This is a genomic window from Cellulomonas timonensis (genome assembly GCF_900046455.1).
Lineage (GTDB): Bacteria > Actinomycetota > Actinomycetes > Actinomycetales > Cellulomonadaceae > Cellulomonas_A > Cellulomonas_A timonensis.
In genome coordinates, this window is record NZ_FCOT01000013.1 from 322,186 (window position 1) to 345,597 (window position 23,412).

The 23,412-nt window shown below is 73.2% G+C and carries 19 protein-coding genes and 3 pseudogenes; 12 read left to right on the forward strand and 10 right to left on the reverse strand.

Annotated elements, in window-relative coordinates:
• The first annotated feature begins 53 nt into the window (after nucleotides 1-53).
• A complete protein-coding gene (locus tag BN3788_RS14995) occupies nucleotides 54-233 on the forward strand; it encodes a hypothetical protein (protein ID WP_066589488.1) in 180 nt (59 codons plus the stop codon).
• A gap of 37 nt (nucleotides 234-270) precedes the next feature.
• Here BN3788_RS14995 and panB read toward each other — a convergent pair whose 3' ends face one another.
• Nucleotides 271-1,083, reverse strand: coding sequence for a 3-methyl-2-oxobutanoate hydroxymethyltransferase (panB, locus tag BN3788_RS15000; protein ID WP_066587875.1), 813 nt, complete (start codon nucleotides 1,081-1,083; stop codon nucleotides 271-273).
• 71 nt (nucleotides 1,084-1,154) lie between these two features.
• The gene (locus BN3788_RS15005; protein ID WP_066587878.1) at nucleotides 1,155-2,807 is read right to left on the reverse strand and encodes an NAD+ synthase; all 1,653 of its coding nucleotides are present in this window, start codon (nucleotides 2,805-2,807) and stop codon (nucleotides 1,155-1,157) included.
• A gap of 97 nt (nucleotides 2,808-2,904) precedes the next feature.
• Here BN3788_RS15005 and glnA point away from each other — a divergent pair, with 97 nt between their 5' ends.
• Nucleotides 2,905-4,242, forward strand: a complete 1,338-nt coding sequence (gene glnA, locus BN3788_RS15010; RefSeq protein WP_066587880.1) for a type I glutamate--ammonia ligase — start codon at nucleotides 2,905-2,907, stop codon at nucleotides 4,240-4,242.
• Between the two features lie 31 nt (nucleotides 4,243-4,273).
• Nucleotides 4,274-7,312: a bifunctional [glutamine synthetase] adenylyltransferase/[glutamine synthetase]-adenylyl-L-tyrosine phosphorylase gene (locus BN3788_RS15015; protein ID WP_066587883.1), complete on the forward strand. Its 3,039-nt coding sequence runs from the start codon at nucleotides 4,274-4,276 to the stop codon at nucleotides 7,310-7,312.
• A gap of 37 nt (nucleotides 7,313-7,349) precedes the next feature.
• Here BN3788_RS15015 and BN3788_RS15020 read toward each other — a convergent pair whose 3' ends face one another.
• Nucleotides 7,350-8,573: an AI-2E family transporter gene (locus BN3788_RS15020; protein WP_066587886.1), complete on the reverse strand. Its 1,224-nt coding sequence runs from the start codon at nucleotides 8,571-8,573 to the stop codon at nucleotides 7,350-7,352.
• Nucleotides 8,574-8,668: 95 nt separating this feature from the next.
• Nucleotides 8,669-9,826 (reverse strand): AI-2E family transporter, encoded by a 1,158-nt coding sequence (locus BN3788_RS15025; RefSeq protein ID WP_082812964.1) that lies wholly within the window; start codon nucleotides 9,824-9,826, stop codon nucleotides 8,669-8,671.
• A gap of 209 nt (nucleotides 9,827-10,035) precedes the next feature.
• Between BN3788_RS15025 and BN3788_RS15030 the strand changes: the two genes are divergently transcribed.
• Nucleotides 10,036-11,235, forward strand: coding sequence for a methyl-accepting chemotaxis protein (locus BN3788_RS15030; protein ID WP_082812965.1), 1,200 nt, complete (start codon nucleotides 10,036-10,038; stop codon nucleotides 11,233-11,235).
• A gap of 117 nt (nucleotides 11,236-11,352) precedes the next feature.
• Nucleotides 11,353-11,898 (forward strand): hypothetical protein, encoded by a 546-nt coding sequence (locus BN3788_RS15035; protein WP_147525139.1) that lies wholly within the window; start codon nucleotides 11,353-11,355, stop codon nucleotides 11,896-11,898.
• Between the two features lie 18 nt (nucleotides 11,899-11,916).
• Here BN3788_RS15035 and BN3788_RS15040 read toward each other — a convergent pair whose 3' ends face one another.
• The 4 genes and pseudogenes from BN3788_RS15040 to BN3788_RS20215 all read right to left on the reverse strand — a co-directional run.
• Complete coding sequence (locus BN3788_RS15040) at nucleotides 11,917-12,834, reverse strand: universal stress protein (RefSeq protein ID WP_159066906.1); 918 nt, start codon at nucleotides 12,832-12,834, stop codon at nucleotides 11,917-11,919.
• Between the two features lie 123 nt (nucleotides 12,835-12,957).
• The gene (locus BN3788_RS15045; protein ID WP_234346672.1) at nucleotides 12,958-14,475 is read right to left on the reverse strand and encodes a DUF4153 domain-containing protein; all 1,518 of its coding nucleotides are present in this window, start codon (nucleotides 14,473-14,475) and stop codon (nucleotides 12,958-12,960) included.
• A 196-nt stretch (nucleotides 14,476-14,671) separates the two neighbouring features.
• Nucleotides 14,672-15,040 (reverse strand): GAP family protein, encoded by a 369-nt coding sequence (locus BN3788_RS20010; RefSeq protein WP_066587902.1) that lies wholly within the window; start codon nucleotides 15,038-15,040, stop codon nucleotides 14,672-14,674.
• Nucleotides 15,041-15,128: 88 nt separating this feature from the next.
• Nucleotides 15,129-15,563, reverse strand: a pseudogene (locus BN3788_RS20215) (hypothetical protein); the annotation flags it as partial.
• On the opposite strand from BN3788_RS20215, the gene BN3788_RS15055 reads away from it, so the two are divergent.
• The 6 genes and pseudogenes from BN3788_RS15055 to BN3788_RS18760 all read left to right on the forward strand — a co-directional run.
• The gene (locus BN3788_RS15055; protein ID WP_066587903.1) at nucleotides 15,562-16,137 is read left to right on the forward strand and encodes a GNAT family N-acetyltransferase; all 576 of its coding nucleotides are present in this window, start codon (nucleotides 15,562-15,564) and stop codon (nucleotides 16,135-16,137) included. The pseudogene BN3788_RS20215 and the gene BN3788_RS15055 overlap by 2 nt on opposite strands.
• A gap of 140 nt (nucleotides 16,138-16,277) precedes the next feature.
• On the forward strand, nucleotides 16,278-17,414 hold the full coding sequence (locus BN3788_RS15060; RefSeq protein WP_234346673.1) for a YihY/virulence factor BrkB family protein: 1,137 nt from the start codon (nucleotides 16,278-16,280) through the stop codon (nucleotides 17,412-17,414).
• Between the two features lie 45 nt (nucleotides 17,415-17,459).
• Nucleotides 17,460-18,689: an alcohol dehydrogenase catalytic domain-containing protein gene (locus BN3788_RS15065; protein ID WP_066587904.1), complete on the forward strand. Its 1,230-nt coding sequence runs from the start codon at nucleotides 17,460-17,462 to the stop codon at nucleotides 18,687-18,689.
• 51 nt (nucleotides 18,690-18,740) lie between these two features.
• A complete protein-coding gene (locus BN3788_RS15070; RefSeq protein ID WP_066587906.1) occupies nucleotides 18,741-18,986 on the forward strand; it encodes an acyl carrier protein in 246 nt (81 codons plus the stop codon).
• A gap of 167 nt (nucleotides 18,987-19,153) precedes the next feature.
• Nucleotides 19,154-20,191 carry an NAD-dependent epimerase/dehydratase family protein gene (locus tag BN3788_RS15075; protein WP_082812966.1) on the forward strand — a complete coding sequence of 346 codons (1,038 nt, stop codon included), beginning with the start codon at nucleotides 19,154-19,156 and terminating at the stop codon, nucleotides 20,189-20,191.
• A 2-nt stretch (nucleotides 20,192-20,193) separates the two neighbouring features.
• Nucleotides 20,194-20,310: pseudogene (locus BN3788_RS18760) on the forward strand (3-hydroxyacyl-CoA dehydrogenase NAD-binding domain-containing protein); the annotation flags it as partial.
• A 29-nt stretch (nucleotides 20,311-20,339) separates the two neighbouring features.
• Here BN3788_RS18760 and BN3788_RS15080 read toward each other — a convergent pair.
• Nucleotides 20,340-21,662: pseudogene (locus BN3788_RS15080) on the reverse strand (carbamoyltransferase family protein); the annotation flags it as partial.
• 127 nt (nucleotides 21,663-21,789) lie between these two features.
• On the opposite strand from BN3788_RS15080, the gene BN3788_RS15085 reads away from it, so the two are divergent.
• On the forward strand, nucleotides 21,790-22,443 hold the full coding sequence (locus tag BN3788_RS15085) for a glycosyltransferase (RefSeq protein ID WP_199824794.1): 654 nt from the start codon (nucleotides 21,790-21,792) through the stop codon (nucleotides 22,441-22,443).
• Nucleotides 22,444-22,678: 235 nt separating this feature from the next.
• Here the strand turns inward: BN3788_RS15085 and BN3788_RS15090 are convergent, their stop codons facing one another.
• On the reverse strand, nucleotides 22,679-23,359 hold the full coding sequence (locus BN3788_RS15090; RefSeq protein ID WP_066587910.1) for a DUF6766 family protein: 681 nt from the start codon (nucleotides 23,357-23,359) through the stop codon (nucleotides 22,679-22,681).
• Between the last annotated feature and the right edge of the window lie 53 nt (nucleotides 23,360-23,412).

Sequence of the window (23,412 nt, forward strand, 5' to 3'; positions counted from 1 at the left end):
TGGCAGTCTACGGAGGACGCGCGGCCGAGGTGCGGTCGCACCGAGGAGGCGGCATGTCGGGCAGTGGCGAGTTCTACTTCAACATCGCGACCAAGCAGGTCGAGGAGGGGAAGGCATCCGACTGGAAGGACCGGATGGGGCCCTACCCGACACGTGAGGCCGCCCAGCGCGCGCTCGACATCGCCGCCGCACGCAACAAGGCGTGGGACGAGGACGACGAGCGCCGACGCTGAGCGGGCGCGCCCCAGGCGGCTGGACCGGACGCCAGCCTCAGGACAGGAACGAGTGCGCGTCGTCGGGGAACGCCGCCCCGCGCACGTCCGCCGCATAGGCGCGCGCCGCGTCGCCCAGGGCCTGGCCGATCTGGGCGTACTGCTTGGCGAACCGCGGCGACCAGTCGCCCATCCCCGCCATGTCGAGCCACACCAGCACCTGGCCATCGCACTCGACGCCGGCGCCGATGCCGATGGTCGGCACCCGCAGGATCTCGGTGAGCCGGGCGGCGACGGGCGCGGGGACCATCTCCAGGACGATCGCGACGGCGCCAGCGTCCTGCAGCGCGAGCGCGTCCTCGCTGAGCACCTCCGCGGCGTCCTCCCCGCGGCCCTGCACCCGCTTGCCGCCGAGCGCGTTCTCGGACTGCGGCGTGAACCCGAGGTGGCCGAAGACGGGGATGCCGGCGTCGGTCAGCGCCCGGACCTGTGCGGCGACGCGGCGGCCGCCCTCGAGCTTCACGGCGTGCGCGCCGGTCTCCTTGAAGAGCCGCACCGCGGTGGCCAGGGCCTGCTCGGGGCCGGCCTCGTAGGAGCCGAACGGCAGGTCGACGACCACCAGGGCCCGGCTCACCGAGCGGGCGACCGCGCGGGCCGGCGGGATCAGCTCGTCCACCGTGACGGGGATCGTCGACTCATGGCCGAGCATCGTGTTGCCGATCGAGTCCCCGACCAGCAGCAGGTCGATGCCCGCCTCGTCGAAGATGCGGGCTGTGGGCGCGTCGTAGGCCGTGAGCATCGTCAGCTTCTCGCCGCGCTCCTTCGCCTCGCGCAGGTGGTGGACGCGCACGCGCTTGGGGGTGGTGGTCATCGGGCTCGCTCCTGTGGGTCCGGGGAGCGCACGGCGTGTGCTCCTGCTGTCGGCTGCGGCGTCTGCGCCCGTCAGGGCTCGCGCCAACGCGTGGTGATGGGAAGCCTACGGTCGCGGCCGAAGGCGAGGGCTGTGACCTTGGGGCCCAGCGGGTACTGGCGGCGCTTCCACTCGGCGCGGTCGACGAGGGACAGGACCTTGTCGACCACCTCCGGGTCGTAGCCGCGCGCGAGGAGCTCGGCGCGGCCCTCGGCGTGCTCCACGTAGGCGTCCAGCACCTCGTCGAGCAGGTCGTAGGGCGGCAGCGAGTCCTGGTCCGTCTGGCCGGGCCGCAGCTCGGCCGATGGGGGCTTGGTGATCGAGCTCTCCGGGATGGGCGGGAGCTGCCCGGCGTCGATCGCCGCGTTGTTGCGCCACCGCGACAGCGCCCACACCCGCGACTTGTCGACATCCTTGAGCGGGGCGTACCCGCCGACCGCGTCGCCGTAGATGGTCGAGTACCCGACCGCGAGCTCGCTCTTGTTGCCCGTGGCGAGCACCAGGTGCCCCTCGGCGTTCGACAGGCCCATGAGGATCATGCCGCGCACCCGGGCCTGCAGGTTCTCCGCGGCGACGCCCTCGAGCCCGAGCTGGGCCTCGAACGCGTCGACGATCGTGCCGATGGGCTGCACGCGGTAGTCGGCGCCGATCCGCTTCGCCAGGTCGGCCGCGTCGTCCTTCGAGTGCTCGGAGGAGTAACGGGACGGCATGGACACCCCGACGACGTGCTCGCCGCCCAGGGCGTCCGCGCTGATGGCGGCCACGAGCGCCGAGTCGATGCCGCCCGAGAGGCCGAGGACCACCGACCGGAAGCCGTTCTTGCGCGCGTACCCCGACAGGCCCGTGACCAGCGCCCGGTAGACCTCCTCGTCGGGGTCCAGGTGCGGGGCGATCTCGCCGGTGCGCGGCGCACGCGAGTCGTCCAGGTCCCACACCAGCAGGTGCTCGACGAACTGCGGCGCCCGGGCCAGCAGCGTCCCGTCGGCGCCGACGATGAACGAGCCGCCGTCGAAGACCAGGTCGTCCTGCCCGCCGACCATGTTCACGTAGGCCACCGGGGCGTCGACCTGCCGCGCGCGACGGGCGGCGAGCTCGGTGCGGATATGCCCCTTGCCCTCCTCGAACGGGGAGCCGTTGAGCACCACGAGCAGCGCGATCTCGTTCTGGTCCATCTCGGAGACGGGGCCGCCGTCCTGCCAGATGTCCTCGCAGATGACCACGCCCACCCGGTGGCCGCGCACGTCGAGCACGCAGATGTCGTCGCCGGGCGCGAAGATGCGGAACTCGTCGAAGACGCCGTAGTTGGGCAGGTGGTGCTTGTCGTACCGCCGCACCACCTGGCCGTGCTGCAGCAGCACCGCCTGGTTGGTGGGGCGCGCGGGGGCGCCGTCGTGCTCGCGGACGGCGGTGTCGCCCACCGTGCCGACCAGCACCGCCAGGCCGCCCAGGCCGCGCGCCTCGAGCTCGGCGGCGGTCTGCTCGAGCGCGCGCTCGGCGCCACGCCGGAACGAGGCGCGCAGCGCCAGGTCCTCGATGGGGTAGCCCGTGAGTGTCATCTCCGGGAAGACGACCAGGTCGGCGCCCGCCTCGGACGCGCGCTGCGACCAGTCGAGCACGGCCTCGGAGTTGCCGTCGAGGTCGCCGACGCACGTGTCGATCTGGGCCAGGGCGATGCGCAATGCCATGTCCCGAGCCTAGGCCCCGGAACGGGATGGCCCGCGTGCAAGGAATCGCCTGCGCGTATGTCACCAGCGGCAACACGCATCGGGCAGGATGTACCGCATGGACAGGCAGCAGGAGTTCGTGCTCCGCACGGTCGAAGAGCGGGACATCCGCTTCATCCGCCTCTGGTTCACCGACGTGCTCGGGATCCTGAAGTCCGTCGCGATCGCCCCGGCCGAGCTCGAGGCCGCGTTCTCCGAGGGCATCGGGTTCGACGGCAGCTCCATCGAGGGGCTCACCCGGGTGTACGAGGCGGACATGATCGCCAAGCCCGACCCCACGACCTTCCAGATCCTGCCGTGGCGCGGCGAGCGGCACGGCACCGCGCGGATGTTCTGCGACATCCTCACGCCAGGCGGCGAGCCGTCGCTCGCCGACTCGCGCAACGTGCTCAAGCGCGCGCTCGCGAAGGCCAGCGCGCAGGGCTTCACCTTCTACACGCACCCCGAGGTCGAGTTCTACCTCTTCGAGGCGCCTGCGGACCCGCTGCGCCCGTTGGTGCCCGTCGACCAGGGCGGCTACTTCGACCATGTGCCGCGCGGCACCGCGCACGACTTCCGCCGCGCCGCCATCACGATGCTCGAGTCGATGGGCATCTCGGTGGAGTTCTCCCACCATGAGGCCGGCCCGGGGCAGAACGAGATCGACCTGCGGTACGCCGACGCGCTGACCACAGCCGACAACATCATGACGTTCCGCACGGTGGTCAAGGAGGTCGCCCTCGAGCAGGGCGTCTTCGCGTCGTTCATGCCCAAGCCGCTGCCGGACAAGCCCGGATCGGGCATGCACACGCACCTGTCGCTGTTCGAGGGCGACCGCAACGCGTTCCACGAGCCCGGCGCGCACCTCGAGCTGTCGAAGGTGGCCCGCAGCTTCATCGCCGGCATCCTCACCCACGCCGCGGAGATCACCGCCGTGACGAACCAGTTCGTCAACTCCTACAAGCGGCTGTGGGGCGGCGCCGAGGCGCCCAGCTACATCTGCTGGGGCCACAACAACCGCTCCGCGCTGGTGCGCGTGCCGATGTACAAGCCGGGCAAGGGCAACTCGAGCCGCGTGGAGTACCGCGCCGTCGACGCCGCCACGAACCCGTACCTGGCGTTCGCGGTGCTGCTCGCGGCCGGCCTCAAGGGCATCGAGGAGGGCTACGAACTGCCCGAGGGCGCCGAGGACGACGTGTGGGAGCTCACCGACGCGGAGCGCCGGGCGCTCGGCATCGAGCCGCTGCCCACCTCCCTCGACGCCGCGATCGCCGTGATGGAGAAGTCGGAGCTCGTCGCCGAGACCCTCGGCGAGCACGTCTTCGACTTCGTGCTGCGGAACAAGAAGCAGGAGTGGGACGAGTACCGGGCGCAGGTCACGCAGTACGAGCTGCAGCGGTTCCTGCCCGTCCTGTGAGCACGCTCGCCCACGCCGGTAACGTGACGGCGTGAGCACAGGACGACGGGGGGTCTCCCTCGCGGGGCGCCTGACCCGAGCAGGATTCGAGGACGCCGCCCGCGCCGAACGGCTCTTGCAGGACCCCGGCCTGCTCGCGATCGTCCCGGACGCCGAGGAGAGGCTGCTCGGCCCGCTCGCGGAGGTCGCGGACCCGGACCAGGCGCTGCTGGCCCTGGCCAAGATCGCCGGGGCCGTCGCGGGCGACGCCGAGCAGCGCGCGCTGCTCACCGGCCTGCTCGCCGAGGGCGCCGGCCGCGCCCGGCTGCTGGCCGCCGTCGGCGCGTCGGGGGCGCTCGGCGACACCCTCGCCGCCCACCCGGACCACCTGGCCGTGCTCGCCGACCTGGCGCCCGGCCCCGGTGTCCCCGCCGCAGAGGTCCGCGCGGAGCTGCTCGAGGCCGTCGGCGCCGACCCGGCCGCCGACGTCCCCGTGGCCGATGACGGGGGAGCACGGGCGATCGACGCGATGCGCCGCGCGTACCAGCGCCGGATGCTGCGGATCGCCGCCACGGACCTGTGCTGCAAGGAGCCCATCTCCCAGCTGCCGGCGGTGGGCGCGGCGCTCGCGGACCTCGCGGCGGCGGCGCTCGAGGCGTCGTTGGCGATCGCGCGCGCCGACCTCGACGACCATGGCGCGGGCGTGCGCCTCGCGGTCATCGGGATGGGCAAGTGCGGGGGTCGGGAGCTCAACTACGTGAGCGACGTCGACGTCGTGTACGTCGCGGAGCCAGCCGAGGGCGCCACCGAGGACGAGGCGCTCGCCACGGGGGCGAGGCTCGCCGCCGGGCTCGCCCGGGCATGCTCCTCGACCTCGTCCGGCGAGCCCGCGCTGTGGCCGGTGGACGCGGCGCTGCGCCCCGAGGGCAAGAACGGCCCGCTGGTGCGCACGCTCGCGAGCCACAAGGCCTACTACGAGCGCTGGGCCAAGACGTGGGAGTTCCAGGCGCTGCTCAAGGCGCGCCACCTCGCGGGGGACGCTGAGCTGGGCCGCGCCTACGTGCAGACGGTCAACCCGATGGTGTGGGCGGCCGTGCAGCGGGAGAACTTCGTCGAGGACTCGCAGGCCATGCGCCGCCGGGTCGAGGACAACGTGCCCGCCGCGGAGGCCGACCGGCAGCTCAAGCTTGGCAAGGGAGGACTGCGCGACGTCGAGTTCACCGTGCAGCTCCTCCAGCTCGTGCACGGGCGGGCCGACGAGTCGATCCGCAGCCCGCACACCCTGACCGCCCTGGCTGCGCTGGCCGCGGGCGGCTACGTGGGCCGCGAGCACGCCGCCCAGCTCGCGGTCTGCTACCGGTTCCTACGCGCGCTGGAGCACCGGATCCAGCTCTACCGGATGCAGCGCACCCACTTGATGCCCACCTCGGAGGCGGGTCTGCGCCGGCTGGCCAGGTCGGTGGGGATGCGGGCCGACGGCGCGCAGGGGCTCACCGACCGCTGGCGCCTGGTCCGTCGCGAGGTCCGACGGCTGCACGAGGAGCTCTTCTACCGTCCGCTGCTCCCCGCCACCGCACAGCTCTCCGCCGAGGAGGCCAGCCTGGCCCCGGAGGCGGCACGCGCGCGCCTCGCCGCGATCGGGTACCGCGACCCGGCCGGCGCCGTGCGGCACATCGCCGCACTGACCGAGGGGGTGTCCCGCCGGGCCGCGATCCAGCGCCAGCTCCTCCCGGTGATGCTGGGCTGGTTCGGCGACGGCGCCGACCCGGACGCGGGACTGCTCGCATTCCGCAGGCTGTCGGAGGAGCTCGGCACGACGCACTGGTACCTCAAGCTGCTGCGCGACTCCGGGCTCGCCGCGCACCGCCTGGCGCGTGTGCTGTCGACGTCGCGCTACGTCTCCGACGCGCTGTCCCGCTCCCCGGAGTCGGTGACGTGGCTCGCCGGCTCCGCCGAGCTGGCGCCGCCCACCCGGGAGGCGCTCACCGCCGAGGCGGACGCGATCCTCACCCGTGCCACCGAGCCGGCCGCCGCGGTCACCGCGCTGCGGGCGCTGCGCCGACGCGAGCTGGCGCGGGCCGCCGCGGCGGACGTGCTCGGCGTCCCGACCGGGACGCGCTCGTCCGCGAGCCTGACCGGGGCCGCCGACGTCGTCCTCGCGGGGGCGCTGCGGGTCGCGGCCGCCCCGACCCGGCTCGAGCGCGGGCTCGACGCCGACCCACCCCGCCTGCTCGTCGTCGCCATGGGGCGCCTGGGCGGCCAGGAGATGGGCTACTCCTCTGACGCGGACGTGCTCTTCGTGCACGACCCGCTCCCCGGCGCCGAGTCCGGCGTCGCGCAGGACTTCGCCCTCGCGGTGATGACCCGCCTGCGCAGGCTGCTGGGCGAGATGGGCCCCGAGCCGGCCCTCGAGGTCGACGCCGACTTGCGGCCCGAGGGCCGGAACGGGCCGCTCGTGCGCTCCTTCGACTCGTACGCCGAGTACTACGACCGCTGGTCCTCGCCGTGGGAGAGCCAGGCGCTGCTGCGCGCCCGGCCCGTCGCCGGCGACGCCGAGCTGGGTCGCCGGTTCACCGACCTCGTGGAGCCGCTGCGCTACCCGGCCGGAGGGCTCGACGCCAGCGTCGAGCGGGAGGTGCGGCGGATCAAGGCCCGGGTGGAGTCCGAGCGGCTGCCGCGCGGCACCGACCCCGCCCGGCATCTGAAGCTGGGCCGTGGCGGGATCTCCGACGTGGAGTGGACGGCGCAGCTGCTCCAGCTCCAGCACGCGCACGCCGTGCCGGGCCTGCGCACCACCTCGACGCTCGACGCGCTCAGCGCGGCCGTGGGCGCCGGCCTGCTCGACGCCTCCGACGCCGCGACGCTCACCGACGCCTGGGAGCTGGCCTCCCGGCTCCGGGACGCGATCGTGCTGTGGACCGGGCGGATCGGCGGCGCCCAGGCCGATGTGCTGCCGCATGACACCCAGGCGCTGTCCGGGATGGCGCGCATCCTGGGCTATCCGTCGGGGTCGGCCGGCGAGCTCGAGGAGGAGTACCTGCGCACGTCACGGCGCGCGCGGGCCGTGGTGGAGCGCGTCTTCTACGCCTGACGCGCTCCGGCGGGCGGCGGGCCGCCCGCCGGCGGGGTCAGGAGCGCGCCGCGACGGTGTCCGGCTCGGTGGCGTCCGGCGCCTCGTCGGCAGCGACATCGTCGGCGGTCGCGGCGGTCGCGGCGGACCCGGCCGTCTCGCCGCTCTCGGCTGCCGCGTGCGGGCGGCGGGCGGCGGGTGTCGCGCCATCGGCCAGGAGCTCTGAGTCCACCAGCTCGTGGCGCTTCAGATAGGCGCCGGAGATGGCCTTGATCGTCGCGGCGACGGGCAACGCGAGGAACGCGCCGAGCGCCCCGAACACGGCCCCGAACGCCAGCACCGAGATGAACGCGACCGCCGGGTTGAGCTCCATCGTGTGCGCGGAGATCTTCGGGGCGAGCACCAGGTTCTCGACCTGCTGGTAGACGACGATGAAGATCACCACGCCGAGCCCGGTGAGCGGGCTGACCGTCAGGCCCACGACCACCGGCAGCGCCCCGCCGATGTACGTGCCGATCGTCGGCACGAACTGCGACACGAGCCCGGTGAACACCGCGAGCGGCACCGCGTACGGCACGTGGACGACCGTCAGGAAGACGAAGGTCGCGAGGGCTGACACCACGGCCAGCAGGATCCGCGAGCTGAGGAAGTTGGAGACCTGCTCCTGCGAGGCGTCCCACACCCGCAGCACCTCCCGCTGGCGATCGGGAGCGAGGAGGCTGCAGATCGAGGCCTTGAAGCGGGGCCCTTGCGCGACCATGTAGAAGACGACCAGCAGCACCGCGGAGAGCACGAAGAGGCCGCCGAGGATGGTCCCGCCGACGCCGATCACCCCCTGCGCGACGTTGGCGCCCCAGCTGTCGACCACCTGGACGAGGACCTTGTCGGTGGTGGGCAGCTCGTAGCCGAACGCGCCCAAGACGAAGACGGTGAGCTGCTCGTAGAGGTCGGGGACCGACTGGATGAGATCGACGAGCTGGGCGACGAAGAGCTGCCCGAAGAGCGTCAGCATGCCCAGGCTCGCGAGGATGACGCCGAACATCACGAGCCCGGTGGCGACGCCGCGGCGCATCTTGCGGCGCACCAGCCAGCGCACCGGCGGCTCCATCGCCAGCGCGATGAACCAGGCGGTGACGAGGATGGTGATCACCGAGCCGAGCTGGCCGAGCGCCCGCCACGCGAGGACCCCTGCGAAGACGGCGAGCACGGCCATCAGCAGGGCGCGGGGGAGCCACGCGGGCGGGCGGCCGGGGTTCGCGCGCTGGGCTGTCGTCGTCCTCATGGGGGCGCCTCACGGGTCAAGGCCGCACAGGCGCGGCATGGAGGGAAGTTACCCGATGGCGCCCGCGACGCGCGGATCTTCGCGGGTCGTCGCGCTCAGGCATGCTCGTCGTGCTCGTCGTCCGCGTCGCCGCCAGCGGGGCGCCCGTCCGGCTCTGGCCGATCTGCTGACGCCCGGGCCGTGTCGACCAGCAAGTCTGAGTCCACCAGCTCGTGGCGTCGCAGGTACGTCCCCGAGACGGCCTTGATGGTCGCGGCGACCGGCAGCGACAGGAAGGCGCCCACCGCGCCGAAGACGGCCCCGAAGGCGACGACTGCCAGGAACGCGACGGCCGGGTTCAGCGCCATCGTCTGCGCGGCGATGCGGGGCGCCAGGACCAGGTTCTCGACCTGCTGGTACGCGATGATGAAGACGACGACGCCGATCGCGGTGATGGGGCCCACTGACAGGGCGACCGCCACGGGCAGGGCGCCGCCGATGTAGGTGCCGACCGTGGGCACGAACTGCGACACGAGCCCGGTGAACGCCGCGAGCGGCAGGGCGTACGGCACACGCACGATCGTGAGGTACGCGAAGGTCACGACTGTCGCGATGGCGGCCAGCACGATGCGCGAGACGAGGAAGTTCGAGACCTGCTCCTGGGAGACCTCCCAGATGCGCAGCACCTCACGCTGCCGGTGCGGGGCCAGCAGCCGACAGATGGCCGCTCGGAACGCAGGCCCCTGGGCCACCATGTAGAAGGCCACCAAGAGCACGGCGGCCATGATGAACAGCACGCCGATGATCGTGCCGCCCACGCCGATGACGCCCTGAGCGACGTCGCTGCCCCAGCTGTCGACGACCTGCGACAGCACCCTGTCGCTGGTGGGCAGCGTGTACCCGAAGGTCCTGTCGAGGAACTCGGTGAGCTGGGCGTACAGCGCCGGCACGTTCTCGAAGAGCTCGACGAGCTGCACCACGAAGAGCTGCCCGAACACCGCGAACACCGCAGCCGTCGCCGCGATCCCGCCGACCATCACCAATCCGGTGGCCAGCCCGCGGCGCATCCCACGGCGTGCGAGCCACCGCACCACCGGCTCCATCGCGAGGGACAGGAACCACGCGACCACGAGGATCGTCATCGCGGTGCCGAGTTGTGTGAGCGCGCGCCAGGCCAGCACGCCCGCGAACACGGCGACCACGGCCATGAGCAGCGCCCGGGGAAGCCATGCCGGTGGGCGGCGGTCCTCACGGGAGGCCGTCGAACTCCTCATCGCGGTCCTTCGCGGTCGTCGGCCGGGCATCGGCGTCTCACCGCCATCCTGCCTGAGCGGAGCCGGCTTCGCGCCCGGCGATGGCACGCTCGGGGGACGGCATCCCGGTGGCCCGCGCATCTGTGGCCCAGACCCGCTCATTCCTGGCGCTGGGCCGCCGATAGGACGGGCAAGCGTTGTAGCCGGGTCCCGTGACGAAAGAGCCTCCCATGCAGTCAGAGCACACGCCGGACACCGGCGCCTCCTGGTTCGCCCGCATCACGATCCGGGCCAAGATCTTCGGCCTGGTGGCCTTCCTCACGGTCGGCGCGCTGGGCCTCGGAGCCCTGGCGTCCGTGGTCATCAACGACCTGGCCAGCGCGGGCGACGCGGACACGGCGCAGTCTGCGATCCGGCTCATCCTGATCCTGGTGGTCGTGGGGATCGCGGTCATGTGGAGCCTGTCGTTCTTGCTCGTCCGCGGGATCCGGGCGTCGGTCGTCGGCCTCTCCACCCGCCTCGCGGCCATGGCGACAGGGGACCTGACGGTCGACGCGGACAAGCCCCGCCATGACGAGCTGGGGCAGATGTCGTTCTTGCTGACCACCGTGCAGGGCTCGCTGCGGTCGGCCTTCACCGTGGTCGCGGCGACGGCTTCCACGATGGCGGGGTCCAGCGAGGAGATGTCGGTCGCCACCTCGCAGATGGCCGCAGGCGCGGAGGAGACCAGCGCGCAGGCCGGGGTGGTCGCCGCCGCCGCGGATCAGGTGAACAACAACGTGCAGGCGGTCGCGACGGCCGCGGAGCAGATGGGCGCCTCGATTCGCGAGATCGGGCAGAACGCGAACGAGGCGGCGACCGTCGCCTCCCGCGCGACGGGGGTCGCGGCGTCGACCAACGAGAAGGTCGCCAAGCTGGGCGCCTCGAGCCAGGAGATCGGGAACGTGGTCAAGGCGATCACGTCGATCGCGGAGCAGACGAACCTGCTGGCCCTGAACGCGACGGTCGAGGCGGCGCGGGCCGGCGAGGCGGGCAAGGGGTTCGCCGTCGTGGCCGGGGAGGTCAAGGAGCTCGCCTCCGAGACGGCCAGGGGCACGGAGGACATCGCGCGCCGCGTCGAGGCCATCCAGGCCGACACGAAGGGCGCCGTCGAGGCGATCGGGGAGATCTCGCAGATCATCGCGAGCATCAACGACTACCAGGTGACGATCGCCAGCGCCGTGGAGGAGCAGACCGCCACGACCAACGAGATGTCGCGGGGCATCCAGCAGGCCGCGTCCGGCTCGGGTGAGATCGCGTCGACCATCGGCGGCGTCGCTGCGGCCACGCAGTCGTCGACCGCGTCGCTCACCCAGGTGCAGTCCTCGATCGATGAGCTGGCACGCGTGGCGTCCGAGCTCCGGACCAGCCTGAACGCCTTCACCTACTGAGGCGTGCTGGCAGGTCGTCTGAGCGGTCCGATGGCCGGGCGGGTCCATGGACGTCCTGCGGCGTTCATGCCAGGGTGGCTCCCGGCTCGGCTGGCGGGCGCTTGGGACGGGGGAGCGATGGGTCGCGCAGGAGAGGTCGGCGACGCGGCAGTGGTGGGTGTCGTCGGGGTGCTGTGGTACGCGCTGCCCGATCTCGTCACCTCTCGTCGCCGGCGCGTGCTGCTCAAGGCCGCCCTGATCGCCGGCGGGGGCGCCTACGCGTGGTGGCGCGAGGAGTCGACGGCCCCGGACGCCGAGAGGGCGGATGAGCGGGCGGATGGGCGTGGCGCGCGCCAGGGTCCAGGTCCTCAGGCCAGCGCCCCGCCCACCGGCTCCGTCGCCGCGCTCGTCGCTGGCGGCCCGGTGCTGAGCCCCGCCGCCCTCGGCCTGCCGGTGGGCGGCGACGGGCGGTTCCCCGCCCAGGGCGACAGGTCCGCGCTGCGCTACGGGGCGGCCGTCGCGGGGATCGTCCTGCCCGTGCTCGTCGAGAGCGCCGTGCACCGCCTCGGCGCCCATCTGGCCCGCCGCGGGGTCCGCGCCCCGCACACGCGCATCGCGTTGGTCATGGGCCCGCTGGGCGCCGCGGTGACGTCCCTCGCCCAGGCGCGCCGCGACCGGCTGTGATCCCGCACGACCCCAGGCTCAGGCCGGGCTGCCCGCGGCGTGCCGTGTCGGGTCCATCGACTCCCGCAGGACGAGCACCGGGCACGGCGCGCTGCGGAGCACCGCGCGGCTGACCGCGCCCATCACCGTGCCGCGCACTGGGCCGAGGCCACGGGAGCCGACCACGAGCAGCGCCGCGTCCCGCCCCAGCTCCACTAACGAGCGTGCGGGGAGGTCCTCCATGAGCGCCAGGCGCACCTCCAGCCCCGGCTGCTCCGCTCGGATCAGGGCCGCAACCTTGTGGGCGCCGTCATGGGCGGGATCGTCCGGGTCGCTGAGCCGCGGCGCCGCGCCGCGCCGGGGACGGGGCGCGGGACCCGTCGAGGGGCGCGCGTGGGCGAGCAGCAGCGGGACACCGCGCCCCGCCGCAGCCGACGCGGCGGTGCGAGCCGCCGCCACGGACGACGGCGTGCCGTCGACCCCCACGACCACCGGCGTCCACGCGTCCTGGGCGACGGCCCCCGCAGCCGGGACCACCGCCACCGGGCAGTGCGCGTACCGCACGAGGTGGGCGCTGATCGACGCCGTGCCGGGCCGCCCTCGCCGCCCGCGAGCGCCGACCACCAGCAGGCGCGCGTCATGGCTCAGCGCGCACAACGACGCGAGCATCGGGCCGCGCACCAGGCGCGTGGAGACCCGGAGCCCGGGATGGAGCAGCCTCAGCTCGGCGCGGGCCTGGTCGAGGTACTCGGCGGCCTCGGCATCGGGGAGGTAGGCGGCCACGGCGCCAGGCCAGCAGGCGAACGTCCACGCGTAGGACCGGTGCGGGGCGTAGGGGGCCCGCGCGAGCACCACCGGAGCCCCGAGGCGGAGTGCCTCCTCGACCCCGAATTGGAGCGTGCTCGCGCTGTGCGGCGAGCCGTCGATCGCGATGACGACGGGGCCCTCGGAGAACATGACCATCACCTCATTGGGACGAACACTGAGGTCAGTGTACGGACCCCGGGTGAGGCCGCCGCCGGGCCGAAGGTCCTGGAAGGCACATGCCAGCCGCGGGCGCCGCGGCTGCTCGCAGGCCCGTCACGGCGCGCACACGACGCTGTCGGCCGAGGCCGGCCTGGCATCGAGCAGCAGCGCGGCGCGTTCGCGGCCGAGGTTCCACTCCGCCGGGTTCTGCGCCGGGTTGACGTGCCACCCCGACAGGAGGCATGACGCCCAGGGCTCGTCGAGCGCCGCGATCGCCGGCACGGCGTCGGCCGACAGCCCCTGCAGGTACGCCACATCCAGCGGCGGCGCCTCCGGTCCGGCGGCCATGTTGTGGCGGACGATCTGCGCGTCGGGGTTGACCAGGGCCAGGCCGAGCATCGCCACCGCGGCGACCTGCGCCACCGCGCGAGGCAGCCAGCCCGCCCGCCAGCGCACCCCTGCGACCAGCACGAGCACCAGGACCGCGGCCATCACGAGCTCCACGGCCACCACGAACAGCCGCAGGCGGGTCAGGCCGAACGCGTCGACGTACAGGTCCATGCGACGAAGCGCAGAGGCGACCACGCCGAGTGCGCCGACGCACAGCACGCCCAGCCCCGCGCGTGCGATGAGCCGGTCGCGGGCCGTCTCCCGAGGGGCCCACCGCGCGCCGACCGCGACGACGGCGAGCGTCAGCGCGGTCACGGCCATGAGCTGCGCGAAGCCCTCACGGGCGTACTCGGCGTACGTCAGCCCCGCAGTCTCGAGCACGTGCCGGTGGCCGCCGAGGAGGGCGCCGACCTGCACGAGGACGAAGGACAGCACCAGCGCGTCCAGCGCGAGCACAGGCAGCAGCCACTCACCGCGCCGAGCGGCCCGAGCCTGGGGCAGGACTGCCGCCGACCAGGGTGGCGGAGCGAGGGCCAGGTGGGCCAGCGAGGCCGTGACCGCGGCCATCAGGGCGCCCACCACGAGCCGTGCGGGCAGCGACGACAGCTCGACCTGGGGCAGGTAGCTCGCGAAGACCCTGTCGGCGCTCGCGAAGAGCCCGCCGAAGACCAGGAGCAGGACGACAGTGACGCCGATGCTGCGCACCGCCACGCCGAGCTGCCCGCGGCGCCCCTCGCCGATCGCCCTGGCTCCGCGCCCGAGCCACGGCAGGGAGCGCGCCAACCCCGCGGCCCAGCTCACAGGGCCGAGCGCCATGGCGGGCGCCGAGCGAGCGGACGTCACCGCCGCAGCCCCAGCCCACCCGGCGGCGACCGCGCACAGCCCGGTCACCCATCCCGCGTCGCGCACGGCGACCACCGCGAGCAGCGCGACCGACAGCGCCGCCGTCACGAGGTCGGCGACTGAGCGTCGCTGGACCAGTGTCGGGAGCGCCACCGCCCACAGCGCCAGGCCCATGACGGCGACTCCCAGGCCCGGGCGGTTGCCCACGAGCACGATCCCTCCGAGCAGGCCGACGATCGCGCAGGCCACCAGCGCCCGAGGAGGGGCCGTGCGGGGGCCCGCCTCCCAGAACGCGCGCATCGGTGCCGCGAGGGCGAGAGATGGGGCGGCGGAGGACGCCGCTCCAGACATTCCGGGGATCGGCGTCGGACCCGACGCTGGGGCGCTCAACTCGCTCATAGACATGACGCTAGGCAGCGCGCGCGATCGTGTCCGGCGACTTCGTGGGAGCCGCGAGAGGTTCATGTGCAGGTGTGGGCCCAGTCATGGCGGTCCGGTGCGTGCCGTGGAGGAACCGGCGCCGAAGCGTGCAAGGCGGCGTCACGTGACAGGCGGCCCGTCAGGTCGTCGACGAGCGGGCTCGGAGCCTGCGCGCTCAGCCGACGGAGTCGCGTAGGCGTCCGAGCGCGTCGGTCGCCACGAGGAAGCCCACCACGCCCAGCGTCCACGCCAGCACGTCGCCGCTGCGGCGCTCGAACCACTTGCTGAGGCGCACGAGGGGGCGCTCCACCTGGGCGGCGAGCAGCAGTCGAAGTGCCAGCAGCGCCAGTGCGGGCGCCACCATGACCACGCCGTACCCGGCGAGCACCGCGACGCCCGGTGCGAAGCCGACGCCGTTGGCCGACAGCAGGCCGATCGCCCCGAGGTACGGCACCATCGTCGCGACCTCGACGAGTCCGGCGCCCACGGCGGCGAGCACCGCGGTGCGCGCGTGCGTCGGCGTCCGGCCCGACCAGGCCCGCACGCCACCGCTGCCAGCGACTCTGCCTCCCCGACCGCTCGCGTCGTTCGCGTCGCCAACGGCCGATCGGGCCGTCGAAGAGGAAGCTCGCCGCGAACAACAGGACGCCGACGACGAGCTGCGCCCAGTCCAACACCGGGCCGTCGAGCACCTCGAGCCGGTCGAGGATGACGCTCAGGCCAGCGAGCAACGCGGCCCCGAGCAGCCAGTAGAACGCGGCGATCGCGCCGAGGTAGACCAGGACGACCCGCGGCCGGAAGCGCGGCTGCGCCAGCATCCACACCGGTAGCCCGAGTGTCCCCAGGCTCAGGCTGTCGACCAGGGCGAGCCCTGCGAGGACGGCGAGCAGTGTGGGAGTGAGCGCGTCCACATGACCCCCAGATGCCCGGCGGACGCCCCTCGGACCGCGTGCCCACCACGGTAGGGCAGTGCGGCGCGCCCAGTCAGCGCCCCCTCCACGTGGTGGACAGGAGTGTGGGCTGGCGTGTGTGGTGCGTGTCGGCGCGCGGTGGTGTGATCGGTCCATGGCGTGGGACGTGCACCCCGTGACGCCGGACCGTTTCGACGACTTCGCGGACGTCGTGAACCCGAGCCGGCGGGCGGACGCGTGCTGGTGCCTGTCGCACAGGCTGCGCACCAGGGAGGTCGAGGAGCTCGGGAACGGCAGCCGCGAGCAGGCGATGCGCCGACTCTGCGAACGTGCGGACCCACCGGGCGTGGTGGCGTACCTGGACGGCCTGCCCGTCGGCTGGTGCAACATCGGGCGACGTGACGACATGCCGCGCCTGGTGCACTCGAAGGTCATCCGGCCCGTCGATGACGTCCCGGTGTGGAGCATCGTCTGCGTGGTCGTGCGCGGCGGCCACCGCAGGCGGGGCGTCACGACGCCGCTGATCGAGGGAGCCGTCGACTTCGCCCGCTCGCGGGGCGCCCCTGCCGTGGAGGCGTACCCGGTGGACCCGCCAGGCCGGATGGACACCACGATGGCGTTCGTGGGCACGCGGACCATGTTCGAGAACGCGGGATTCGACGTCGTCGGTGTGACGGAGGCACTGGCCGGCAAGATGCCCCGGCTGGTGATGCGCCGCATCCTCGCCTGAGCGCTCCGGAGTGGCGAGAACGTGGGATCGGCATAGTGTCGTAGCAGGTCAGGAAGCGGCTGAGCCAGACGAGCAGCACCGTGTCCGCACGCGCCCCGCCTGCGCCATCGCCGCGCCGCTCGCACCGGAGGAGCACAGCGATGGGTGAAGAGAGCATGCGTTCGGGCGATCGCGATCACGGGCGCAGGGCCGACCGGGCGGCGCGGGCCGAGGGAACCGTGGGCGGGGCGTCGGCTCCGGACGACCGCCGCAAGCCCGACTCACCGACCGATCTGCACAAGCGGTCGTGGACCCACGTGGCCCGCACGACCGTGCGGCAGTTCTCCCGGGACCAGTGCCAAGACGCCGCCGCGGGGCTCACCTACTACGCGGTGCTCGCGTCGGCGCCCGCGCTCTTGGCCCTGCTTTCGCTCCTGGGCCTGCTCGGCGACAGCGAGAAGATCGTCGACCAGGTGATGGGGATCGCGGAGTCCGTCGTGCCCGCAGAGGCGATGGACACCCTCGAGCCGGTCATCCAGGCGGCGGCTGGCAAGAGTGGGCAGGCGGGCTTCGCCCTCATCGTCGGTGTGGTCTTGGCCCTGTGGTCCGCGTCTGGGTACGTCGGCGCATTCGGCCGTGCGATGAACCGCATCTACGAGGTGGACGAGGGCAGGCCGATCTGGAAGTTGCGACCCGTGATGCTCGTGGTGACAGCAGTGGTCGTGGTGCTGGCGGCGCTGGTGGCCGCCGCCCTCGTGCTCACCGGCCCCGTGGCCCGCGCGGTTGGCGACGCGGTGGGGGTCGGCGCCGCCGCGCTCACCATCTGGAACATCGCCAAGTGGCCGGTCGCGCTGGCGCTGGTCGTGGTGATCGTGGCGCTCCTGTACTACGCGACCCCCAACGTGCGGCAGCCGAAGTTCCGCTGGATCAGCGTGGGCGCGGTGATCGCGATCCTGGTGTGGATCATCGCGTCCGTCGGGTTCGGGTTCTACGTGGCCAACTTCGGCTCGTACGGCGCGACGTACGGGGCGTTGGGCGGTGTGATCGTCTTCCTGCTGTGGCTGTGGATCACCAACCTCGCGCTCCTGTTCGGAGCCGAGATCGACGCCGAGCTGGAGCGGGGCCGCGAGCTGCAGGGCGGGATCGCGGCCGAGGAGACGCTGCAGCTCCCGCCCCGGGACACACGGGCGAGCGAGAAGCGCGAGAAGAAGCTCCAACAAGACGTCGAGCGGGGGCGCGAGATCCGCCTGGGGGCCGGGGCGCCGGAGGGCGACGCGAAGGGCCGCAGTGGGAAGTGAGCGCGCCCCGACACGCGGGGCGGGCAGACCGAGGAGAGGATCGCGATGCGAGCACTGACATGGCAGGGGCGGGAGAACGTGGCCGTCGAAGATGTCCCCGACCCACGGATCGAGGAGCCGACCGACGCGATCATCCGGGTCACGTCGACGGCCATCTGCGGCTCGGACCTGCACCTGTACGCGGTGCTGGGCATGTACCTCGACGCCGGCGACGTGCTCGGCCATGAGGCCATGGGCGTCGTGGAGGAGGTGGGGCCAGGCGCCACCCGGCTGAAGGTGGGGGACCGGGTGGTGGTCCCGTCCGGGATCGCCTGCGGCGCCTGTTGGATGTGCGCGCGCGGCCTGCAGTCCCAGTGCGAGACGACGCAGGTGCGTTCCCAAGACAAGGGCGCCGCGCTCTTCGGCTACACCAAGCTGTACGGGCAGGTCACAGGCGGGCAGGCGGAGTACCTCCGCGTCCCGCAGGCGCACTACGGGCCTGTCGTGGTGCCCGAGGACGGGACCGACGAGCAGTACCTCTACCTCTCGGACGTGCTGCCCACCGCATGGCAGGCGGTGGAGTACGCGAACGTCCCGCCCGGCGGGAGCGTTGTGGTGGTGGGCCTCGGGCCCATCGGCCAGATGGCGGCCCGGATCGCACTCCACCGCGGGGCCGGCAAGGTCATCGGCCTCGACCGCGTGCCGGCCCGGCTGGAGATGGCCCGGCGGCACGGCATCGAGGCCGTCGACGTCGCGGGGCTCGACGATGTCGCCGGGGCGGTCAGGGAGGCGACCGACGGGCGGGGCGCGGACAGCGTCATCGACGCCGTCGGGATGGAGGCGCATGGCTCGCCGGGCGCCGCCTTCGTCCAGCGCGCTACGGGGATCCTTCCGGACGCGCTCGCGGGCGCCGCCGTGGAGAAGGCCGGCGTCGACCGCCTGGCGGCGCTGCTGTCCGCGATCTCGCTGGTGCGCCGAGGGGGGACCCTGTCGATCTCCGGCGTCTACGGCGGCGCGAAGGACCCCCTGCCGATGATGGAGCTCTTCGACAAGCAGGTCACCGTCCGCATGGGCCAGGCGAACGTCCGGCACTGGGTCGACGACCTGATGCCCCTGGTGTCCGACGCCGCCGACCCTCTGGGGGTGCTCGACCTGCGCACGCACCGCCTCCCGCTCGAGGACGCGCCACACGCCTACAACCTTTTCCAGAAGAAGGAAGACGGCTGCGTCAAGGTCGTGCTGGACCCCGCGATGCGCGCCCCGGTGCGAGATGCGGGCGCCAGCGCGTCGGCCTAGCGTCGAAGGACCGGCACGTGCTTGATCCCGACGGAGAAAGAGGTGGTTCCCATGGCGACAGGGGAGACCGGTTTCGACGATGTCACCTTCGACCTGATCTCGCTGCAGTACCACTCGCTGAAAGCAGGGCATGACTACGGCCAGTACGTGCGTGACGCCCGGAACGCCGGCAAGGACGACATCGCGGAGTTCTTCGAGACCGTGATGGCGGAGGACTCGCAGCGCGCGCAGCGGTGCCACGAGTTCCTTGCGCAGCTCACCCAGCACGGGACGTCGGCCACTTCGCCCCAGGTGTGACCCGCCCTGACGGCCCCGGCCAGGCCATGCGACCTGGGCCGGGGCCGTCTCCCGCGCGACGCAGTGCCAGCGTGGAACGTGCCGCACCGGCTCGAGCGCGGAGCCGGCCGCCCGAGCGCACCGCAGGAGAGCCATGGCTGTCCGAGGAGGGGATGCGCAAAGGCGCCATGGCGCCGCGCGCACGCCGCCGCCAACACGCCGTGGTCACCGGCGGGGCGGGGTTCGTCGGCTCCCACTTGTGCGCGGCGCTGATCCGGCGCGCGATGGCCGTCACCTGCGTCGACGACTTCTCGTCCGGCGAGCCGGCGAACATCGCGCAGCTCGCCGGGAAGCCCGGCTTCCGGCTCGTCGAGGCGGACCTGGTCAAGCACGGCGCCCTGGCCGCGCTGCGCGACACGGACATCGACGTGGTGTTCCTCCTGGCCTCCCCGGCGTCCCCGGCCGACTACCTGCGGCGCCCGATCGAGACGCTCGAGGTGGGGTCGGCCGGCACCGTCCACGCCCTCGACCTCGCGCAGTCCGCGGGCGCGCGGTTCGTGCTGGCCTCCACCTCGGAGGTGTACGGCGACCCGCAGCAGCACCCGCAACGCGCGGACTACTGGGGGAACGTGAACCCCGTCGGCCCGCGCAGCGTGTACGACGAGGCGAAGCGGTTCGCGGAGGCGCTCACCGCCGCCTACCGACGCTCCCGCGGCGCCAACACCGCGATCGCCCGGATCTTCAACACCTACGGGCCCCGCATGAGGCCGCGCGACGGCCGGATGATCCCCACATTCGTCATGGAGGCCCTCGCCGGGCAGCCACTCACGGTGGCGGGGGACGGGTCGCAGACCCGGTCGGTGTGCTACGTCGACGACGTGATCGAGGGCCTCGTCGCCCTCGCCGACAGCACGTTGCCGGGGCCGGTCAACCTGGGCGGCACGGCCGAGCTCACGGTGGAGCAGGTGGCCCGGGACGTCTTGCGCCTGACCGGGGCCAGCTCGGGCATCCGGTTCGTCGGGCTCCCCGAGGACGACCCGCAGCGACGACGACCTGACACGGCCCTGGCCGAGCGGGAGCTGGGATGGCGCCCGCGGACGGAGTGGGATGCGGGGCGCGGGCGGACGATCCAGTGGCTCAAGGCATGTGACGAGGCGCACAACCGTGCGGAGGCGGTGGGCCAGGCTGGCGCCTCGCCTGCGGGAACCCCCGCGCAGGCGAGCTGACGATGCGCGTCTCCGTCATCGGGTGCGGATACCTCGGAGCGGTCCATGCCGCGGTGATGGCCCACCTGGGCCACGAGGTGGTGGGGGTCGACGTGGACAAGATCTCCGCGGCGCGCTCTTCGAGGAGCACCATGGGCGCCACGGGCCGGAACTGCTCCCTGCCCTTGACGTCGTTGAGCCGCTCCAGGTTGGCCACGGGACCGGGGTGCGCCAGGAGGGAGCGGCGTCCCAGGGCCCGTGGGCCGAACTCCGCCCGGCCGTCGAACCACGCGACGATGCCGTCGTCCGCGAGCGCCTGGGCGACCGCGCCCGGGAGGTCACCGGGGGTCTCGAAGGGCACCTTCGCGCGACGGAGCCACCCCGCGAGCTCCTCGTCCGACCACGAGCGGCCGAGGGCGGCGGTCTGCATCGGCTCGATCGGGTCGCCCGCCTCCGCCGCGACCTGCAGCGCGGCGCCGAGCGCGGTGCCCGCGTCGCCCGCGGCGGGCTGCACCCACACGTGCTCGAACGGCGAGTCCCGCCAGATCCGGGAGCTCGCGACGCAGTTGAGCGCCGTGCCCCCGGCCAGGGCCAGCGCGGTGTCGCCGGTCTGCTGGTGGAGCCAGCCCGCGAGGTCCAGCAGGACCTCCTCCACCCGGGCCTGGAGCGACGCGGCAAGGTCGGCGTGCACGGCGTTCCCACCGTGCCGCTCGCCCCAGGACCCGTCGTCCACGCGCCGGGGAGCCCACCGCTCCCAGTCGGGCGCCTCGGCGACGAACCCGCCGTCGCCCGTGGCGTGGACGAGCTGTCGCAAGTCGTCGAGGAACCGTGGCCGCCCGTAGGACGCCAGGGCCATGACCTTGTACTCGTCGCTCGAGCGCAGGAAGCCGAGGTGCCCGGTGAGCGACTCGTACACCAGCCCGAGGGAGTGCGGCAGGTCCTGGCTGGCCAGCACCTCGAGCTTGCCGTCGGCATAACGCCCGGCGAGGTGGGACGACCGTTCTCCCCGGCCGTCGAGCGAGAGCACGCTGGTGGTGGTGTGCGGCGAGGCGAGCGCGGCCGACGCGGCGTGCGACACCTCATGCGGGACGTGCTGGACGGTCGCCGGGTCCAGCCCGGGGAGCGCCGTGGCGATCATGCGGGGGGCGGCCTCGGCGTAGCGGATCCGCAGCCAGTCCCACGGGTCCGACAGGCCCATGTCCTCCACGGGCCGCGCCAAGGAGGGCGCGAAGGAGTACGCCACCGCGTCGAGGTCTGAGGCGTCCACCCCGGCGGATCGCAGGCACCACCGCATGGACTGCTCGGGCAGCTCCCACGCGGCGAATGGCACGGGCCGCTTGCCGTGCTTGCGGCGGCTGAAACGCTCCTCCTCCGCCGCCGCCACCACGCGCCCGTCCACCACGAGTGCCGCGGCGGGATCGTGGAACAGGGCGTTGACGCCGAGTACGCGCATGAGGTGCGTGCCTTCCTCGCTGGGGCCACGCTCGGTCATGGGGCGGAGCCCACACGAGCACGGCCGCACTGTGCGCCGAAGCGGATCCGCGTCACCCTCTGGAGCGGTCCCTGCGTCTCACCTTGAACCGCTCACGCCCGTTTCGCACCTCAAGAGAGGGTGGCGCATGGAGGACCCGCGGGTCACTGTCGTGGTGATGAGCCGCGACCGGCGCGACGAGCTGCTGGGCTCTTTGCCCCGCCACGCCGCCCCGGTGGTGCTTGTGGACAACGGGTCGACGGACGGCACCGCGCCGGAGGTCCGACGGCGGCTCCCGCATGTCTCAGTGGTCGAGCTGGCGGCGAACCACGGTGCTCTCGCGCGCGACATCGGCGTGGAGCCCGCCCGGACGCCCTTCGTCGCGTTCGCCGACGACGACTCATGGTGGGAGCCCGGCGCCCTCCACGAGGCGGCCGAGCTCCTCGCCGCCCACCCGCGGACGGCCGTCGTGGCGGCCCGCGTCCTGGTGGGCGTGCCGGGGCTCGAGGACCCGATGAACAGCGTGCTGGCCGGATCGCCGCTGCGCCTTGCCGGCGCGCCCGGGCCACGCGTGCTCGGGTTCGTCGCGTGCGCCGCCATGGTCCGCAGGGACGCCTTCTTGTCCGTCGGCGGATTCGACCCGCTCGTGCGCTTCCCTGGCGAGGAGGAACCCGTCGCCCTGCGCCTGGCGGCCGCGGGGTGGGAGGTGTTTACTCCGACTCGCTCGTCGTCCACCATCACCCGTCACCGTCCAGGGCCGACCCAGCCACGCGCGCCGCCGACGTCGCGCGGTCCTCCATGACGACGGCGCTGCTGCTCAGGCCATGGCCCCAGGTGGCGCGCCACGCTGGCGCGCTGTGGCGCGGGGGCCCGGCCCAACGGCGGGGACTGCTCCGCGCCGCCCTCACGATCCTCCCCGCGCTCCGCAGGCGACGCCCGGTTCCGGAGCCGGTGCGGAGGGATCTGGCGCAGGTCGCGGCCGCCCAGACGCGCTCGCGGTGAGCTCGCGCCCGCGCCGTCGCTGATCGCGGGCGCGATCAGCCCTCGACACCGGTGGCGTGGTGCGGTGCGCCCACCGGCTTGGACTCAGGGGACCCGCGTTCGCGCAGGTAGATGGAGAACGCGACCATGCACGCCACGGCCAGGAACTCCGACTGCCAGTTCTGCAGCGTGCGGCTCCAGAAGTCCGGCAGGGCGAGGTACTCCGCCCAGCTGACCGGGTCCTCGAGCTCGCGCATCTGCTCCTCGTTGTACGCCACGGCCCCGGTGATGGACTGCGCGAGCCAGCTCAGCACGAAGATCGAGCCCATCACGAGGCTGAGCGACCTCGAGTACACGGCGAGCCGCCAGCCGCGTTCACGGGACCAGGACGGCGACTCGGCGGTCGCGCTGTCGGCGACGCGCTGGTCCTGCTCGGACTCGCGCCCGGCGTTGCCGAGCGGCTTCGACTCGGGCGAGCCGCGTTGCACGAACCAGACGGTCGCGAGGATGAAGAGCAGGAACTGCAGGAACTCGGACTGCCAGTTCTCTGTCACGTCGACGGCGAACGCGGAGGAGGTGAGGTACTGCCCGAGCGTGATCGCCTCCAGGCCGGCGCTGGCCTGATCCTGGTTGAACATCGCCAACCCGACAAGCGCCTGCCCCCCGAGGGCCAGCAGGAAGATTCCGGTGAAGACCAGTGTGAGGCCGTTGTCGCTCAGCGTGGTCCGGATGCTCATCGGTGCAGCAGCCCGATCGTGACGAAGTACGCGAGGGCGAGGAGCACGCCGGC